This is a genomic window from Nocardiopsis trehalosi NBRC 14201, assembly GCF_001552555.1.
Taxonomy (GTDB): domain Bacteria; phylum Actinomycetota; class Actinomycetes; order Streptosporangiales; family Streptosporangiaceae; genus Nocardiopsis_B; species Nocardiopsis_B trehalosi.
The window spans coordinates 1-16,749 of the sequence record NZ_BCRK01000137.1 but is presented as its reverse complement, the minus strand read 5'-3'; the positions used below and the strand labels follow the sequence as shown (position 1 = coordinate 16,749).

Below are 16,749 nucleotides of genomic sequence, written 5' to 3'. Positions count from 1 at the left end.
GGGCGCCCCCGCGTGCTTGTGGCGGGCCGTCACCGAGAGCACTGCGCGGCGACCGTGCGGATACGGCTTGTTACCGGAGCGATCCCGCCTCGCCGCCGATTCGCTGTTACAGTTCAATACTGCTTCACCGATGACTTCCGAGTGCCGGGCGGACGCCCGGTGCTGACGCTCAACGACGATTCTGGATCGGCCGCGATGTCTCGAACCGGTTCCGCCGCCGAAGCCTCGCAGGAGGAGACGTGCTAGGTGCGTTCGTCCGTGCGTTCCGCACGCCTGACCTGCGTAACAAGCTGCTGTTCACGCTGTTCATCCTGACCATCTACCGCCTCGGCTCGGTGATCCCCGCCCCGGGCATCAACTCCGCGGCCATCCGCGACCAGCTCGAGGCGGTCCAGGCCGCCGACTCCTCCGGGGTCTACGCGCTGGTCAACCTCTTCAGCGGCGGCGCCCTGCTGCAACTCGCCGTGTTCGCGCTGGGCATCATGCCCTATATCACCGCGAGCATCATCATCAACCTGCTCACGGTGGTGATCCCCCGGCTCGAGGCGCTGAAGAAGGAGGGGCAGGCGGGTCAGACCAAGATCACGCAGTACACGCGGTACCTGACCCTGGCCCTCGCGGTCCTGCAGTCGACCAGCATCATCGCCATGGCGCGCACCGGCCAGCTCTTCCAGGGGCAGATCCCGGTCTCGTCGTACATGCCCAACCAGGACCTGCTGACCCTGGTCACCATCGTGTTCACGATGACCGCGGGCACCTGCATCATCATGTGGTTCGGCGAGCTGATCACCGAGCGCGGTGTCGGCAACGGCATGTCGCTGCTCATCTTCACCACGGTCATCGCCCTGTTCCCGTCGTCCATCTCCACGATGTACCAGGAGCAGGAGACCTGGGTCTTCGCGCTGATCTGCGCCGCCGGCCTCATCCTCATCGCGGGCGTGGTCTTCATCGAGCAGGCGCAGCGCCGCATCCCGGTGCAGTACGCCAAGCGCATGGTGGGCCGGCGCATGTACGGCGGCAGCTCCACCTACATCCCGCTGAAGGTCAACCAGGCCGGCATCATCCCGGTGATCTTCGCGTCGTCGCTGCTCTACCTGCCCCAGCTGGCCATCGGCCTGCTCGGCCAGGACTCCGACAACGCCGTTGTGAACTTTCTCAACGAGTACTTCGTCACCGGCACGCACCCCGTCTACATGGCCGCGTTCTTCGTCATGATCGTCGGGTTCGCCTTCTTCTATGTGGCCATTACCTTCAACCCCGCTGAAGTGGCCGACAACATGAAGAAGTACGGTGGGTTCATCCCGGGTATCCGGCCCGGGCGTCCGACCGCCGAGTACCTCGACTACGTCCTGACGCGGCTGACGACGCCCGGATCGCTGTACCTGGGTCTGATCGCTCTGCTTCCGATGATCGCGATGGGCAGCTCGGGTGCTTCCCAGAGCTTCCCCTTCGGCGGCACGAGCATCCTGATCATGGTCGGTGTCGGGCTGGACACGGTGAAGCAGATCGAGAGTCACCTCCAGCAGAGGAACTACGAAGGTTTTCTGCGATAGTGCGTGCCGTATTGGTGGGACCCCCGGGGGCCGGTAAGGGCACCCAGGCCCAGATCCTGGCGTCAGAATTGTCGATTCCGAAGGTGTCCACCGGTGACATCTTCCGTGCCAACGTCAGCGGTGGCACCGAGCTCGGGAAGCAGGCGAAGGCCTACATGGACCGGGGTGACCTCGTCCCCGACGAGGTCACCAACGCGATGGTGCGCGACCGCCTCGCCCAGGAGGACGCCCAGGGCGGCTTCCTCCTCGACGGTTTCCCGCGCAACGTGGCGCAGGCGGAGACCCTGAACAAGATCCTCGGCGACCTCGACGAGCGCCTGGACGCGGTGCTCGAACTCCGGGTCGACGAGGAGGAGGTCGTCAAGCGGCTCTCCGGTCGGCGGTCGTGCCGCAACTGCGGCCACGTCCAGCACGTCGACTTCGACCCGCCGGCCACCGCGGGCGTGTGCGACGCGTGCGGCGGCGAGCTGTTCCAGCGCGAGGACGACAAGGAGGAGACCATCCGGCACCGCCTGGAGGTCTACCGCGAGCAGACCGCTCCGCTCGTCCAGTTCTACGAGAACGAGGGCATCCTCCTCACCATCGAGGCCGTCGGCAGCGTCGCCGACGTCACCGCGCGGGCCAAGGCCGCGCTCGGGAACCGGTCCTGATGTTCCGCAGGGCCGAACCCGACATCCAGCTCAAGACCCCGGAGCAGATCGCGAAGATGCGGGCGGCGGGCAGGGTGGTCGCCCGCACCCTCGACACGCTGCGCGCGGCGGTGCGGCCCGGCGTCTCGACGCTCGACCTCGACGCCATCGCCGAGCGCACCATCCGCGACGCGGGCGCCGTGCCGTCGTTCAAGGGCTACCACGGCTTCACCGGGTCCATCTGCGCGTCGGTGAACGAGGAGGTCGTCCACGGCATCCCGCGCGCCGACAAGGTGCTCGCCGAGGGCGACCTCATCTCCATCGACTGCGGGGCGATCCTCGACGGCTGGCACGGCGACTCCGCCATCACGCTCCCGGTGGGCGGCGAGCCCGACGAGGCCGACCGGCGGCTGCTGGAGGCGTGCTCCGGGTCCATGTGGGCCGGCATCGCTCAGCTGCGGCCCGGCCGCCGGCTCGGCGACATCGGGGCGGCCGTCGACGGCCACCTGCGCTCGCGCGGCCGGTACGGCAACGTCCAGGAGTACGGCGGGCACGGCATCGGCACCGAGATGCACATGGAGCCGCACGTCCTCAACTACGGGCGGCCCGGCAAGGGCATGCTCCTCACCGAGGGCATGTGCCTGGCCATCGAGCCCATGGCCAACCGGGGCGGGCGCCACGTCGTGCAGCTCGACGACGGCTGGACCGTCGTCACCCGCGACGGCGAGCGGTCCGCCCACTTCGAGCACACCGTCGCCATCACGGCCGAGGGGCCGCTGGTGCTGACGGCGCGCGACGACGAGCGCGACACGATCGCCGGGCTCGGCTTCCCCGACCCGGGGTTCGCCGCCTGACCCGTCCGCCGGTGCGGCGGCGTCGCCTACGATGGGCGGTGCGGCCGCCGGGTGCGGTCGCCCCGCAGCGGTGAGGAAGGTGGACGATGTCCGAGCACTCGCCGGAGATCCGGGTCTCCGACGCCGACCGCGACCAGGTGGCGAAGCTGCTCCAGGACCACTACGCGCACGGCCGGCTCGACGCCGACGAGTTCAACGTCCGGCTGGAGAGCGCCTACACGGCGCGCACCCGGGGCGACCTCGCCCCGCTCACCGAGGACCTCCCCGAACGCGACCTCGCCGACCTGCCGGTCGACCCGGCCCGCGCGCCGGCGCCGCGCGGCGAGCGCCGCGCGCTGCTGCGCGACCCCGCCCTCGCCATCCCGTGGGCCCTGTGGGCCGGGGTGAACGCGCTGTGCTTCACCATCTGGCTGATCCTGCTCCTGGCCGAGGGCGCCACCTACCCGTGGTTCCTGTGGGTGGCCGGGCCGTGGGGGATCGTCATGCTCTTCGTCACACTGGCGGTCGGCGCCACCAACCGGCACGGCACGGGACACGCCTAAGCGCCGCCGGTGCCGCGTCGGCGGAAGCACTGGTGGGGACCGGATAGACTCTTTACGCCCATACTCGGGCTGTTGGGTCGAGCTGCTTCGTTCGCGTGCGCGTCGAGTCCCGGCGTATGCTGGTGCAGTTGACCTGATCTCACATTGTTCGGATCAGCTCACAGGTCCCGGGCCGCCCCGTCGCGGCCCTCGACTCGTTCTCCCCCGCGTCCGCGGGGACGACCGCGAAGCGTGGAGGATATGGCTAAGAAAGACGGCGCCATCGAGATCGAGGGCTCCGTTATCGAGTCCCTACCCAACGCCATGTTCCGAGTGGAGCTCGACAACGGGCACAAGGTCCTCGCCCACATCAGCGGGAAGATGCGGATGCACTACATCCGAATCCTCCCCGACGACCGTGTCGTCGTGGAGCTGAGCCCGTACGACCTCACGCGCGGGCGCATCGTTTACCGCTACAAGTAGCCCGCAGGTCGCGGCCGGCACCGCCGGCGCGACGGCCGGGGCATGAGTTCGGAGAAGCCATGAAGGTCCAGCCGAGCGTCAAGAAGATCTGCGCGAAGTGCCGAGTGATCCGCCGCAACCGCCGGATCATGGTCATCTGCTCGGACCCGCGCCACAAGCAGCGCCAGGGCTGACGCCCGCTTCTTGAGCGCCTACCGCCGGACGGCACCTGAGCCGCCGGCGGCGCATCACGTCCCGTTCCGATCCCCTTCGCTGTGAAGGGGACCACCCCCGGTCGGAGGCCGGGGCCTCGTCGATTGGGCGGCGAGAGGGTGGAACGGGCAAAGACCTCCGCGACAGCACGAAGGAGATTCGCCCATATGGCACGCCTTGCCGGCGTCGACCTCCCCCGCGACAAGCGGGTCGAGATCGCTCTCACCTACGTCTTCGGGATCGGCCGCACCCGCGCGGTCGAGACCCTCAGCAACACCGGCGTCAACCCGGACACCCGGGTCCACGAGCTGACCGAGGACGAGCTCGTCCGCCTCCGCGACTGGATCGACGCCAACTACAAGGTCGAGGGCGACCTCCGCCGCGAGGTCACGGCGGACATCCGCCGCAAGATGGAGATCGGCACCTACCAGGGCATCCGGCACCGCCGCGGCCTTCCGGTGCGCGGTCAGCGGACGCAGACCAACGCCCGCACCCGCAAGGGCAAGAAGAAGACCGTGGCCGGCAAGAAGAAGGCCGGCAAGAAGTAGTCCGTCCGGACCACTCATGTGTCCGGAACGCCAACGGACCGATGATCTTGGGAGTTTGAGGTATGCCGCCTAAGGGCCGTCAGGGCGCCGCACGCAAGGTGCGCCGCAAGGAAAAGAAGAACATCGTCCACGGACAGGCTCACATCAAGAGCACGTTCAACAACACGATCGTGAGCATCACCGACCCGACCGGTGCGGTGATCTCGTGGGCGAGCTCCGGGCAGGTCGGCTTCAAGGGGTCGCGCAAGTCCACCCCGTTCGCCGCGCAGATGGCCGCCGAGGCCGCCGCGCGCCGCGCGCAGGAGCACGGGGTGCGCAAGGTCGACGTCTTCGTCAAGGGCCCCGGCTCCGGTCGTGAGACCGCGATCCGCTCCCTGACCGCGACCGGCCTCGAGGTCGGCTCGATCCAGGACGTCACGCCGGTCCCGCACAACGGCTGCCGTCCGCCGAAGCGCCGCCGGGTCTGACCCGGCCCGCCACCGCGCAGCCCCCGCCGTCCTCCGGGCCGGCGGGGGCCGGGAGAACAGGGCCCCGCGACCGCGGGGCCGTCCAGTGGCCGTCAAATAGCGGGCGGCCGTGGGAAAGGAAAAACGGACCATGTTGATCGCTCAGCGTCCGACGCTCACCGAGGAGTCGATCTCGGAGTTCCGCTCCAAGTTCGTCGTCGAACCTCTGGAGCCGGGCTTCGGCTACACCATCGGCAACTCGCTCCGCCGCACCCTGCTGTCGTCCATCCCCGGTGCCGCTGTCACCAGCATCCGCATCGAGGGCGTCGAGCACGAGTTCACCACCGTGCCCGGCGTCAAGGAGGACGTCACCGAGGTCATCCTGAACCTCAAGGGCCTGGTCGTCAGCTCCGAGCACGACGAGCCGGTGCTCATGTACCTGCGCAAGCAGGGTCCCGGCACCGTCACCGCGGCCGACATCGCGCCGCCGGCGGGGGTCGAGGTGCACAACCCCGACCTGCACATCGCGACGCTCAACGGCAAGGGCAAGCTGGAGATGGAGCTGACGGTCGAGCGCGGCCGCGGCTACGTGTCGGCGACCCAGAACAAGCAGCCGGGTCAGGAGATCGGGCGCATTCCGATCGACTCGATCTACTCGCCGGTTCTGCGCGTCACCTACAAGGTCGAGGCGACCCGTGTCGAGCAGCGCACCGACTTCGACCGGCTGATCATCGACATCGAGACCAAGCCGAGCATCCGGCCCCGCGACGCCGTCGCCAGCGCCGGCAAGACCCTGGTCGAGCTGTTCGGTCTGGCCCGCGAGCTGAACGTCGACGCCGAGGGCATCGACATGGGCCCGTCGCCCACGGACGCCGCCCTGGCCGCGGACCTGGCGCTGCCCATCGAGGACCTCAACCTCACCGTCCGGTCCTACAACTGCCTCAAGCGCGAGGGCATCCACAGCGTCGGCGAACTCGTCGCGCGCTCCGAGCAGGACCTCCTGGACATCCGGAACTTCGGTGCGAAGTCCATCGAGGAGGTCAAGCAGAAGCTCGTCGACATGGGGCTGTCGCTCAAGGACTCCCCGCCCGGATTCGACCCGAGCAGCGCGGCCGACTCCTACGGTTCCGACGACGAGGACGAGTCCTTCGTCGAGACCGAGCAGTACTAGACCTTCGTCGCCCATGGTCCCCGGCCGCCCATACGGCCGGGGACGCACCACGAGGAGAACCACACATGCCCACGCCAACGAAGGGGCCGCGTCTGGGTTCCGGCCCGGCACATGAGCGGCTCATGCTGGCGAACCTGGCGACCTCGCTGTTCCAGCACGGCCGCATCAAGACCACGGAGGCCAAGGCCAAGCGCCTGCGCCCCTACGCGGAGAAGCTCATCACCCTCGGCAAGCGCGGCGACCTGCACGCCCGCCGCCAGGTGATGACCAAGATCGCGGACAAGTCGGTCGTGCACGAGCTGTTCACCGAGATCGGCCCCCGCTACGAGAACCGCGAGGGCGGCTACACCCGCATCACCAAGGTCGGTCCGCGCAAGGGCGACAACGCGCCCATGGCCGTGATCGAGCTGGTCGAGGCCGGCCCGGCGACCAAGGCCGCCACCCGCCGCACCGAGGCCGCCGACGCGGCCCCGGCGACCGACGCCCCCGCTGCGGACGCGTCGGCCGACGAGGCGGGCGACACCCCGGCCGAGGACACCACCTCCGCGCAGACCGCGGACGCCGGCGCCACCGCCCAGGCCGAGGGCGACGCCGAGGTCAAGGCCGACAAGGCCGACGACAAGTAGGACCGCGCTTCGTGGTCGTCGAAGGACCGCGGCTCGTGGTCGTCCGGTGCCCGATCCCCGCCCGGGGGTCGGGCACCGCTGCGTAGAGGGGACGCCGATGAGCGGCGACGGGACGGTCCGGCTGCGGCTGGACATCGCCTACGACGGCACGGACTTCTCCGGCTGGGCGGAGCAGCCCGGCCTGCGCACGGTGCAGGGGGAGCTGGAGTCAGCGCTCCGCCGGGTGCTGCGGCTGCCGCAGGCGCGGCTCACCGTGGGCGGCCGCACCGACGCCGGGGTGCACGCCCGCGGCCAGGTGGCGCACGTCGACGTGTCCGAGGCGGTATGGGCGGCCGAGGGCGCCGAGCGGCTCACCCGCCGCCTGGCGGGGGTCCTCCCGCCCGATGTGCGCGTCCACCGGGTGGCGGCCGCGGCCGAGGGGTTCGACGCGCGCTTCTCGCCGCTGTTCCGCCGCTACGCCTACCGGGTGAGCGACGCCCCCGGGGGCGTCGACCCGCTGCGCCGGCGCGACGTGCTGTGGCACCGGCGCCCGCTGGACCCGGACCGGATGGACCGGGCGGCGGCCGCGCTGGTGGGCGAGCACGACTTCGCCGCGTACTGCCGGCGGCGCGAGGGCGCGACCACCATCCGCGAGCTGCTGCGGCTGTCGTGGACGCGGGAGGACGCGCACCTGTACGCGGCCACGGTGCAGGCGGACGCGTTCTGCCACAACATGGTGCGGGCGCTCGTGGGGGCGCTGCTGGCGGTCGGCGACGGGCGGCGCCCGGTCGACTGGCCGGCGCGGGTGCTCGCGGCGGGGGAGCGGGACTCCGCCGTGCACGTCGTCGCGCCGCACGGCCTCACCCTGGAGGAGATCCGCTACCCGGACGACGCGGCCCTGGCGTCCCGCGCGGCGGCCACCCGCCGCCTCCGCACCCTCCCGACGCCTCCGCCCCCGTTGACCCCCGGCCTCTGACCCGGGAGCCGTCCCCGTCGGCCTCGGGGCCAGGGGGCGGCGGAGCCGGCCGGTACCCCCACGGCGCCGATGACGGCGCTGCGGGGCGCGCCCGGACCGGCCGGGCGCCGCCCCGTTCGGGCGTCCGGTCTAGGCGCGGCGGGCCAGCACGTGGGCGTCGAGGAAGCCCCGTCCCGAGGCCGGGTCGTGGATCAGCCGGGCGAACGTGGCGAACCCGGCGTCGGCCAGTTGCCGGACGAAGAGGTCCACCGGCCAGCTGTAGGCGGGCGCCACCTTGTGGTCGAAGCGGACCGGTTCCGGCCCGTCGGTCGCGAAGAACGAGGTGAGGAGCAGGCCCTCCGGCGCCACGACGCGCGCCTGCTCGGCGAGCAGCGCGGGCAGGTGCTCCGGCGGGGTGTGGATCATCGAGTAGTGGGCCAGCACGCCGCCGAGTGCGCCGTCCTCCACCGGCAGGTCCTCCATGCGGGCCTCGTCGAACCGCAGCTTGGGGTGGGCCCGCCGGGCGTGGTCGACCATGGCGGGGGAGAGGTCGAGCCCGAAGGCGTCCAGCCCCAGCTCGTGCAGCATGGCCGTCAGGTGCCCCGGCCCGCACCCGACGTCGGCCGCCCGGAGGTTCCCCGACCCGCGCACCAGCTCGGCGAAGGTGCCGATCATGTTCCGCGAGAACGGTTGCTCCTCCAACCGGCCGGCGAACAGCGACGCGTACAGCTCGACGACCCCGTCATAACCGGCCCTGGTCCGGTCCTGGTGCTCCATCACGGGAGCCGAAGCTAGCACCCGCCACCCACGCCCGGCCCCCTCGCCCCCACACCGCCCCACCCCCGCCGAAGACCCCCGTCCACCCTTCACCTCCGCCCCCACCTGCGATGATCTCGACGTCATCGGGGGATGGGATCGCTCCCATTTCCGATAACGCCGAGATCAACGGAGAAGATAACGCCGAGATCAACGGAGAAGAGGGTGGGCGGTCCGGGCGCGGAGTTCGGGGGGCACACGCGCGGCGGCCCGGCCCCCCATGAGGGGGCCGGGCCGCCGGGTGCGGAGCCGGGGCGGGCTAGCCCGCCTGTTCGCCGAGGGGTTCCAGAACGGCGTCGACGAAGCCGTCGCCGAGGTCGGCCAGCTCGTCGGCCTGGCCCTCGGCCGGGCGGCCGTCGGCGTTGGCCGCCAGCGCGAACACCAGGTACGGGCCCCACTGGCCGCCCGTGCCGTGGCCGGCGGCGTAGCCCATCCGCTCGGCCCCGCTGCCGTCCTGGCCGGCGAGCCCGGCGAACCACTGCCCGGAGGCCAGGTCCTGGGCGTCCTGGGCCGTCGCGGCGTCCTCGGGTCCGGCCATCGCGGCCACCCCCACGGTCACCGCGCGCGTGCCGTCCCCGTTCACGTAGGTGGCCCGCACGATCTGCTGGCACTGGGCGTCGACCAGCGCCTGCCCGTAGTCGCCGTGCGCGGCCGTGTCGCAGTCGCCGGTGTCGTCGGTGATGGCGAGCGTGAAGGGCGCGCCGCCGACCTCCACCTCCTCGGGGAACAGCCCGCCGGTCTCCAGGGTGACCGGGGCGTCGGGCGCGCCCTCGGCGGTGAGGCCGGCGTCCGTCGACCCGCCGCCGCCGGTGGCCACGAGGAACGCCCCGCCACCGCCCACGGCCAGCAGCGCCACGAAGCCGACCGCGATCAGCACCTTCTTGCCGTTGCCGCCGCCGCGCCGGCGGGACGGAGGCTCGTCGTAGTCGTCCAGGCCGGAGAGGTCGATCTCGGCGGTCGAGGGGTCGCCGCCGCTCCGGCGCGGGGCGTCGCGGTACATCTGGCGGCCGCCGAAGTCGTCGGTGACCGGCGGGATGGCCTGGGTGGCCCCGTCGTCGACGACCGCGTTCATGTTCTGGGTCGCGGCGCCCGCGTCGGCCGGGAACACCGGTTCGGCCTCGACGGCGTCGGGGACCGCCGTGCCCGGCTGCACGATGCGGCCCTGGAGCGGCTGCTGCCCGCCCGTCGGCGCGCCGGGGTAGCCCCCGGCGGGGTGACCGACGGGGCCGCCCATGGGCGGCTGACCGCCAGTGGGTCCGCCCATGGGGTGCTGGCCGCCGGTGGGCGCACCGGGGTAGGCGCCGGGCTGTCCGGGGACGGGACCGGCGCCCGGCGCTCCCGGACCACCGGGCACGCCGGGACCACCCGGCCCGCCGGTGGGCGGGGCGCCGTAGGGGGAGTGCGGCGGGGCCTGCTGCGGTCCGGCGCCGATCGGGCGCGGGCCGCCGGCGCCCTGCGGGGGCGGAGGGCCGTCGGGGGCCCCGTGCGGCGGCTGCGGTCCGGCCGGGCCGAGCGCGGGGCGGCCCGACTGCGGACCGCCGTACGCCGGGGGCACGCCGGTCGGCCCACCCATACCGGGCTGGCCGCCCATGGGACCGCCCATGCCGGTCGGTCCGCCCATCGGCTGCCGGCCGCCCGTGGGACCGCCCATCGGGGGCCGGTCGGCCATCGGTGCGCCGGGGTAGGGGCCGGCGGCGGCGGGGCCGCCCATGGGGGACTGCCCGCCGGTCGGTCCGCCCATCGGCTGCTGCCCGCCGGTCGGCGGCTGCGCGGGCTGCCCGCCGGGGTAGGGGGCGGGGCCGCCCATGGCGGACGGGCCTCCCACGGCGCCGTCCATCGGCTGCCGACCGCCCGTGGAGGCCCCGGGGGCCCCGGGAGCTCCAGGGCCGCCCATCGGCCGCTGCCCGCCCGTGCCGGCGGGCGGATACGCACCGTCGGCCGGGTACTGCGGGGCGCCGGGGGTGCCCATCTGCGGCTGGCCGCCGGATGGGGCGTGGGTCGGCTGGCCGCCCGTGGGGCCGGCCATCGGGGGGCGGCCGCCGGTCGGGTGCTGCGGGGCGCCGGGGGTGCCCATCGGCGGTTGCCCGCCGGAGGGGGCGTACGCGGGCTGGCCGCTGATGGGGCCGCCCATCGAGGGCTGCCCGCCGGACGGCGGCTGCGCGGGCTGTCCGCCGGGGTAGCGGGCGGGGCCGCCCGGGGTTCCGGGGCCGCCCGTGGGGGGCTGTCCGCCGGGGATGCCGCCCATGGGGGACCGGCCGCCCGTGGCGCCGCCCATCGGCGGCTGCCCGCCGGTGGGGGCGCGGTAGGGCCCGGGCTCTCCGGGGCCCGTCGGCCGCTGCCCGCCCGAGGGGGCGGCGTGCGGCCCGCCGGGCGCCTCGTTCGCGGGCCACGGGCCGCCGGAGGAGGGCTGCGGGGCCGCCGGGTACCCCGGCGCGCCGGGATACTGCGGGGCGCCCGCGGCCTGCGGACCGGAGGGGGCGGCCCCGGCCGGGCGCTGCGGGCCCGAGGGCGCGCCCGGCAGCCGGTAGGCGGGCGGTGCGCCCGGGGCGCCGGAGGGGCCGCCTCCGGGCGCCTGGGGGCCGGGCACGGTGGTGTCGGCGCCGGGGTAGGGGCCGAAGCCGGGCACGGTGGCGTCGTCCCCGGCATAGGGGGCGTGCGGCCCGGAGGCGCCCGCCGGGCCCAGCAGGTCGCCGGAGTCCGGGGAGTCCGGCCGCGGCCGGTCGGGGTGCGCGGACGGGTCCGCGGGGCCTGGGTTCAGGTGGTCGTGCCGCTGCGGCCGGCCGTCGGGGCCGGGGCGGCCGTCATTGGGCTCATTCGGATGCGGTGCGATGGGAGAACTCCGGGGCTTCCTGGGGGCGGCGGTCGGCTACGGGTCGGGGCGGGCCGGGCCGCCCCGGTGGTCGGGGCGGTGCGGCCGTCCGGCGGGCGTCGTTCCGCTGGGCCGGGGCCCGCGGTCGGTGCGGCCGTCCGCGGGGGGTGGTCGGGCGGGCGGGGGCGCGGCGCGCGTCCGCGGCGGGGCGGGGTCGGCGCCGCCGGCCCGGTCCGCGGACCGGGCGGCGGTGGCCGCGGGACCCGGCCGCGCGCGCAGAGGATAGCCGCTCGGTGCCGGGCCGCCCGCCGGGACCGGGCGGGGCCGGCGTCCGGGGGTCGGATGGGTGGGTGGGGTGCGCGCCGCCGTCGCACGGGCGCGGCCGGGGCGTCCGCCCTGGCGGGGCGGCGCGTCGGCGCGTCGGGAGAGAGCGCGGCGTGCGCGCGCTATGCTCGCTGTCGACTCTAGCGCCCGGCCCGGGGTGCGTGTCGGTGGTATGACGGTCGTCTCCCGGGCGCCGCCGCCGGCCGGCGGGGCGCGCCGGACCCGCCCAGCCACCGGGGTTCCCGGGTGCTGGGCCCGTGGCACGGCCGCGGAGCGTGCCGCCGGTGCGGACGAAGCACTCAGCGGGCACGGCATAATGAGAGTGGAGTATTCACGGATCGCGTTGTCACCGCCGGTCGGCCTATGAGCAGTTGATCATGGGCCGCTTTGACCTGTAGTGCGTGCGGCCGATATGATACTCCGTCGTTGTGCGTTGAGTTGCCGTGGGTTCCCATCCCTTCTCGTTGGGCGCCGACCACGCATCATCGTCCGCGCACCCAACCTCCGGCCCGTCCGCCCGCATCGGACGGCCGGACCAGAAATACGAGTTCTCCATCTCCGTCCGCGGGGATGGACCCCGCCGACTGAGACGAAGGCTTACGATCGTGCGCACATACAGCCCTAAGCCCAGCGATGTCCAGCGTCAGTGGCACGTCATCGACGCCAGCGATGTCGTGCTCGGCCGGCTGGCCAGCCACGTCGCCACGCTGCTCCGAGGCAAGCACAAGACCTACTACGCGCCCCACATCGACACCGGTGACTTCGTCATCATCGTCAACGCCGACAAGGTGGCGCTCACCGGTCGGAAGCTGGAGCAGAAGCGGGCCTACCGGCACTCCGGCTACCCCGGCGGTCTGCGTTCCGTCGCCTACAGCGAGCTGCTCCAGAAGAACCCCGAGCGCGCCGTCGAGAAGGCCGTGAAGGGCATGCTTCCCAAGGGTTCCCTCGGCCGCCAGATGGCCAAGAAGCTCAAGGTGTACGCCGGCGCGGAGCACCCGCACCAGGCGCAGAAGCCGGTGCCGTTCGAAATGAAGAAGATCGAACAGCCCGCCTAGGCGTTCGCGAGACTCAAGGAATCACGAGGAGAACCGTGGCAGAGCCCACCGGCATCGAAGACGTCGCCACCCAGGACCTCGACGAGAACTCCGAGGAGTTCCCCGCCGAGTACACCAGCGAGACCCCTGAGGGCTCCCGCGCCGGCTACGTCCCCACCGCCTCCGGTCCCGGCGCCGGCACCGGCCGCCGCAAGACCGCCATCGCCCGCGTGCGCATCGTGCCGGGCTCCGGCGAGTGGAAGGTCAACGGGAAGTCCCTGGAGGAGTACTTCCCCGACAAGGTGCACCAGCAGCTCATCAAGGAGCCGCTCGTCGCCCTGGGCTTCGAGGGGGCGTACGACGTCTTCGCGCGGCTGAACGGCGGCGGCCCCAGCGGCCAGGCCGGTGCGCTGCGCCACGGGCTCGCCCGCGCCCTCGCCGGCCTGGACCCCGAGAACAACCGCCCGCCGCTGAAGAAGGCCGGCTACCTCACCCGCGACGCCCGCGAGGTCGAGCGGAAGAAGGCCGGTCTGAAGAAGGCGCGCAAGGCTCCGCAGTACTCCAAGCGGTAGGTTTCCCGCCGCGTACGGCGCCGACCCCGGTCGGCGCCGCAGGCAGGCCCGCCGGTCCCCCTTTCGGGGCGGCCCGTGCGGGCCAAAGCCTTTTCTCGGGGGCGCCCCGCCCCCGGTCCGCGCGCGGTCGGCGGGCCGCCCGCGCGGCGGACACCCACTCACTCTCTCCGCACACGAAAAGGGGCGATCGGTCCGTGGCTCGGCTGTTCGGTACTGATGGAGTACGCGGGGTCGCGGGGCGCGACCTCACCGCCACCCTGGCGCTGGGCATCGCGGCCGCCGCCGCGCGGGTGCTGACCCGCGGCACCGCGCCCGGGACCCGCCCCACGGCGGTCGTCGGCCGCGACCCGCGCGCCTCGGGCGAGTTCCTGGAGGCCGCGGTCGTCGCCGGGCTGGCCGGCGCCGGGGTCGACGTCGTCCGCCTGGGCGTGCTGCCCACCCCGGCCGTCGCGTACCTGACCGCCGAGACCGGCGCCGACTTCGGCGTCATGCTCTCCGCCAGCCACAATCCCGCCCCCGACAACGGCATCAAGATCTTCGGCCGGGGCGGGCGCAAACTGCCCGACGCGGTCGAGGACGAGATCGAGGCCGCCATGGCGGAGGACCACGCCGGAGCCACCGGTGCCGACGTCGGCCGGGTCGTCGACGCCGGGGACGGCGCCGAGCGCTACATCCGGCACGTGGTCGACTCGCTGGGCCAGCGGCTCGACGGGCTGCGGGTCGTCGTGGACTGCGCCAACGGGGCCGCGTCCGGCGTCGCCCCCGAGGCGCTGCGCCGGGCCGGCGCCGAGGTCATCGCGATCGGCGACACCCCCGACGGCCTGAACATCAACGAGGGCTGCGGCTCCACCCACCTCGACACGCTGCGCGACGCCGTCCGCGAGCACGGCGCCGACGCCGGCCTGGCCCACGACGGCGACGCCGACCGCTGCCTGGCGGTGGCCGCCGACGGCTCCGTGGTCGACGGCGACCAGATCCTCGGCATCCTCGCCCTGGAGATGCTGGAGGCCGGCCGCCTGGCCAAGGAGACCCTGGTCGTCACGGTGATGTCGAACCTGGGGCTGAAGCTGGCCATGCGCGAGGCCGGGATCACCGTGGTCGAGACCCCGGTGGGCGACCGGTACGTGCTGGAGGCCATGCACGAGGGCGCGTTCTCGCTCGGCGGGGAGCAGTCCGGGCACGTGGTGCTGCTCGACCACGCCACCACCGGCGACGGGCTGCTGACCGGCCTGCACCTGCTGGGGGCGGTGAGCCGCCGCGGGCTGGCGCTGGGCGAACTGGCCAAGGTCATGACCCGGTTGCCGCAGGTGCTCATCAACGTGCGCGGGGTCGATAAGGCGCGGGCGGGGTCGTCGCCGGAGCTGACCGCGGCGGTCGGCGCCGCGGAGGCCGAGCTGGGCGAGTCCGGCCGGGTGCTGATCCGGCCCAGCGGCACCGAGCCGATGGTGCGGGTGATGGTCGAGGCCGCCGCCGAGGCGCACGCCCAGGAGGTGGCCGAGCGCCTGGCCGGGGTGGTGCGCTCCGCCCTGGGCTGACGCCCGGGGCCGATAGGGCCCGCCGCGCGCTCGGGGCGCGCCGCACGGCACGGGGGCCGGGACCGCGATGGGCGGTCCCGGCCCCGCTGTTTTCCGGCCCTGCTGTCCTCCCGGCCCAGCTGCGTGCCCGGGTGCTAGTGGTGGTGGGTGTGGCCGTCGCGGTGCAGCAGTGCGTGGGTGCCGCTGATGGCGTCCCACGACGCGGGTTCGGCCGGGGCCGACCGGGTGGACACCGCGTCGCCGGGCGCGGCCGGGCGGCCGGGGGTGTAGAGCCAGGCGTCGTAGAGGGCGTCGAGCTGCCGGCCGGACACCTTCTCGGACAGGGCGATGAACTCCTCGACGGTGGCGTTGCCGTGGGCGTGCTCGCGCTGCCACGTGGTGAGGAGCTCGGAGAACGCGTCGTCGCCGATCTCGGTGCGCAGGGCGTGCACGGCGAGGGCGCCCCGGTCGTAGACGGCGGGGTGGAACACGTCGGCGGGGCCGGGGTCGCCGGGGGTGACCTGCCAGAACGGGTCGTCGGCCGGGTAGAGGTGGTAGACGTGGTCGGCCAGCTCCTGGGCGGTGCCCTCGCCCTCGTGCTCGGACCACATCCACTCGGCGTAGCTGGCGAAGCCCTCGTTCAGCCAGATGTCGCGCCAGCCCGCGACGGAGACGTGGTCGCCCCACCACTGGTGGGCGAGTTCGTGCGCCACCACGTAGGTGTTGGAGCCGCGGGCGAAGAACGCGTGGCTGTAGACCGGCCGGGTCTGGGTCTCCAGGGCGAAGCCGAGGTCGGCCTCGGGCGCGGCGACGACGCCGCCGAGCGCGTTGAACGGGTAGGGGCCGAAGTCGGCCTCCTGCACCTCCAGGATCTCCTCGCCGCGCTCGATGCTGGCGCGGGCCGGACCCGCCAGGGCGCCCAGGTCCTCGCTGTAGGCGTTGTAGACCGGCAGCCCGGAGGCGGTGGTGTCGCGGTGCACGTCGTAGCGGCCGACGGCGAGGGTGGCGAGGTAGGTGGCCTGCGGGTCGTCCTGGCGCCAGGTGGAGGTGGTGCGCCCGGCGACGGTGGACCGCCCGGTCAGGACCCCGTTGCTGACGGCCTCGTACCCCTCGGGCACGGTGACCCGCACGTCGAAGGTGGCCTTGTCCAGGGGGTGGTCGTTGGCGGGGAACCACCACCACGCGGCCTCGGGCTGGCCGAGGGCGATGGCGCCGTCCGGGGTGCGGTTCCACCCCGTCAGCCCGGAGTCGCCCCAGCGCACCGACGACGGGACGTCGCCGTACTTGACGACGATGGTCGCCTGCCCGCCGTCGCGGACCGGCCGGGCGGGGGTGACGAGGATCTTGTGGTCGCCGTGCCGCTCGACCCGCGCCGGCTTGCCGTTGACGCGCACGGAGTCGACGTCGAGCAGGAAGTCGAGGGTGAACGCGTCGAGGTCCTCGGTGGCCTCGGCGACCAGGGTGGCGGTGCCGCGCAGCCGGTCGGAGTCGGGGGTGTAGTCCAGGCGCAGGTCGTAGTGCGCCACGTCGTAGCCGGTGTTGCCGTAGTCGGGGAAGTAGGGGTCGCCGATGCCGTCTCCCGGGGCCGCCGCAGCGGGGGGAGTGGTCGCGCCGACGAGCAGGAGCGCCGCCAGGGCCGTCGCGCCGCGGAGTCGGGGCCGGCTGCGTGCCATGTGGTCGTCCTTCCGTGCGGGGGATGGGGCCGCCGCCCGTGCCGGGGGCA

General features: G+C 73.6%; 17 protein-coding genes. 14 read left to right on the top strand and 3 right to left on the bottom strand.

The genetic code is table 11. From position 1 onward, the window contains the following. The first annotated feature begins 239 nt into the window (after positions 1 to 239). The 11 genes from secY to truA all read left to right on the top strand — a co-directional run bounded on the left by secY (position 240) and on the right by truA (position 7,978). The gene (secY, locus tag NT8_RS20680) at positions 240 to 1,553 is read left to right on the top strand and encodes a preprotein translocase subunit SecY (RefSeq protein WP_067972235.1); all 1,314 of its coding nucleotides are present in this window, start codon (positions 240 to 242) and stop codon (positions 1,551 to 1,553) included. A gap of 11 nt (positions 1,554 to 1,564) precedes the next feature. Next, a complete protein-coding gene (locus NT8_RS20675) occupies positions 1,565 to 2,203 on the top strand; it encodes an adenylate kinase (RefSeq protein WP_084469139.1) in 639 nt (212 codons plus the stop codon). Continuing rightward, positions 2,203 to 3,036 (top strand): type I methionyl aminopeptidase, encoded by an 834-nt coding sequence (map, locus tag NT8_RS20670; RefSeq protein ID WP_067972227.1) that lies wholly within the window; start codon positions 2,203 to 2,205, stop codon positions 3,034 to 3,036. The genes NT8_RS20675 and map overlap by 1 nt, the downstream gene beginning before the upstream one ends. Positions 3,037 to 3,122: 86 nt before the next feature. Then, positions 3,123 to 3,578: a DUF1707 SHOCT-like domain-containing protein gene (locus NT8_RS20665; protein WP_067972223.1), complete on the top strand. Its 456-nt coding sequence runs from the start codon at positions 3,123 to 3,125 to the stop codon at positions 3,576 to 3,578. A gap of 240 nt (positions 3,579 to 3,818) precedes the next feature. After that, positions 3,819 to 4,040, top strand: coding sequence for a translation initiation factor IF-1 (gene infA, locus NT8_RS20660; RefSeq protein ID WP_017593374.1), 222 nt, complete (start codon positions 3,819 to 3,821; stop codon positions 4,038 to 4,040). A gap of 59 nt (positions 4,041 to 4,099) precedes the next feature. Next, entirely contained in the window at positions 4,100 to 4,213 is a 114-nt protein-coding gene (gene rpmJ / locus NT8_RS20655; protein ID WP_067972221.1) for a 50S ribosomal protein L36, read from the top strand. Positions 4,214 to 4,399: 186 nt separating this feature from the next. Further along, positions 4,400 to 4,780, top strand: a complete 381-nt coding sequence (gene rpsM / locus NT8_RS20650; RefSeq protein ID WP_067972218.1) for a 30S ribosomal protein S13 — start codon at positions 4,400 to 4,402, stop codon at positions 4,778 to 4,780. 62 nt (positions 4,781 to 4,842) lie between these two features. Next, the gene (gene rpsK / locus NT8_RS20645) at positions 4,843 to 5,247 is read left to right on the top strand and encodes a 30S ribosomal protein S11 (protein WP_067972215.1); all 405 of its coding nucleotides are present in this window, start codon (positions 4,843 to 4,845) and stop codon (positions 5,245 to 5,247) included. A gap of 130 nt (positions 5,248 to 5,377) precedes the next feature. Beyond that, the gene (locus tag NT8_RS20640) at positions 5,378 to 6,397 is read left to right on the top strand and encodes a DNA-directed RNA polymerase subunit alpha (protein ID WP_067972211.1); all 1,020 of its coding nucleotides are present in this window, start codon (positions 5,378 to 5,380) and stop codon (positions 6,395 to 6,397) included. Between the two features lie 65 nt (positions 6,398 to 6,462). Continuing rightward, the gene (gene rplQ / locus NT8_RS20635; RefSeq protein ID WP_067972208.1) at positions 6,463 to 7,023 is read left to right on the top strand and encodes a 50S ribosomal protein L17; all 561 of its coding nucleotides are present in this window, start codon (positions 6,463 to 6,465) and stop codon (positions 7,021 to 7,023) included. A 97-nt stretch (positions 7,024 to 7,120) separates the two neighbouring features. Continuing rightward, positions 7,121 to 7,978, top strand: a complete 858-nt coding sequence (gene truA / locus NT8_RS20630; protein WP_067972205.1) for a tRNA pseudouridine(38-40) synthase TruA — start codon at positions 7,121 to 7,123, stop codon at positions 7,976 to 7,978. Positions 7,979 to 8,107: 129 nt separating this feature from the next. Here truA and NT8_RS20625 read toward each other — a convergent pair whose 3' ends face one another. Both NT8_RS20625 and NT8_RS30975 read right to left on the bottom strand, forming a co-directional pair. Next, complete coding sequence (locus tag NT8_RS20625) at positions 8,108 to 8,737, bottom strand: class I SAM-dependent methyltransferase (RefSeq protein WP_067972202.1); 630 nt, start codon at positions 8,735 to 8,737, stop codon at positions 8,108 to 8,110. 295 nt (positions 8,738 to 9,032) lie between these two features. Next, complete coding sequence (locus NT8_RS30975; protein WP_281203510.1) at positions 9,033 to 11,399, bottom strand: hypothetical protein; 2,367 nt, start codon at positions 11,397 to 11,399, stop codon at positions 9,033 to 9,035. A 1,112-nt stretch (positions 11,400 to 12,511) separates the two neighbouring features. Here NT8_RS30975 and rplM point away from each other — a divergent pair. The 3 genes from rplM to glmM all read left to right on the top strand — a co-directional run bounded on the left by rplM (position 12,512) and on the right by glmM (position 15,047). Beyond that, a complete protein-coding gene (gene rplM / locus NT8_RS20615) occupies positions 12,512 to 12,961 on the top strand; it encodes a 50S ribosomal protein L13 (protein WP_067972199.1) in 450 nt (149 codons plus the stop codon). A 35-nt stretch (positions 12,962 to 12,996) separates the two neighbouring features. Further along, positions 12,997 to 13,512 (top strand): 30S ribosomal protein S9, encoded by a 516-nt coding sequence (gene rpsI, locus NT8_RS20610; RefSeq protein WP_067972197.1) that lies wholly within the window; start codon positions 12,997 to 12,999, stop codon positions 13,510 to 13,512. 194 nt (positions 13,513 to 13,706) lie between these two features. Further along, entirely contained in the window at positions 13,707 to 15,047 is a 1,341-nt protein-coding gene (gene glmM, locus NT8_RS20605; protein WP_067972195.1) for a phosphoglucosamine mutase, read from the top strand. 134 nt (positions 15,048 to 15,181) lie between these two features. Here the strand turns inward: glmM and NT8_RS20600 are convergent, their stop codons facing one another. Continuing rightward, a complete protein-coding gene (locus NT8_RS20600) occupies positions 15,182 to 16,699 on the bottom strand; it encodes a M1 family metallopeptidase (protein WP_067972193.1) in 1,518 nt (505 codons plus the stop codon). Positions 16,700 to 16,749 lie beyond the last annotated feature (50 nt).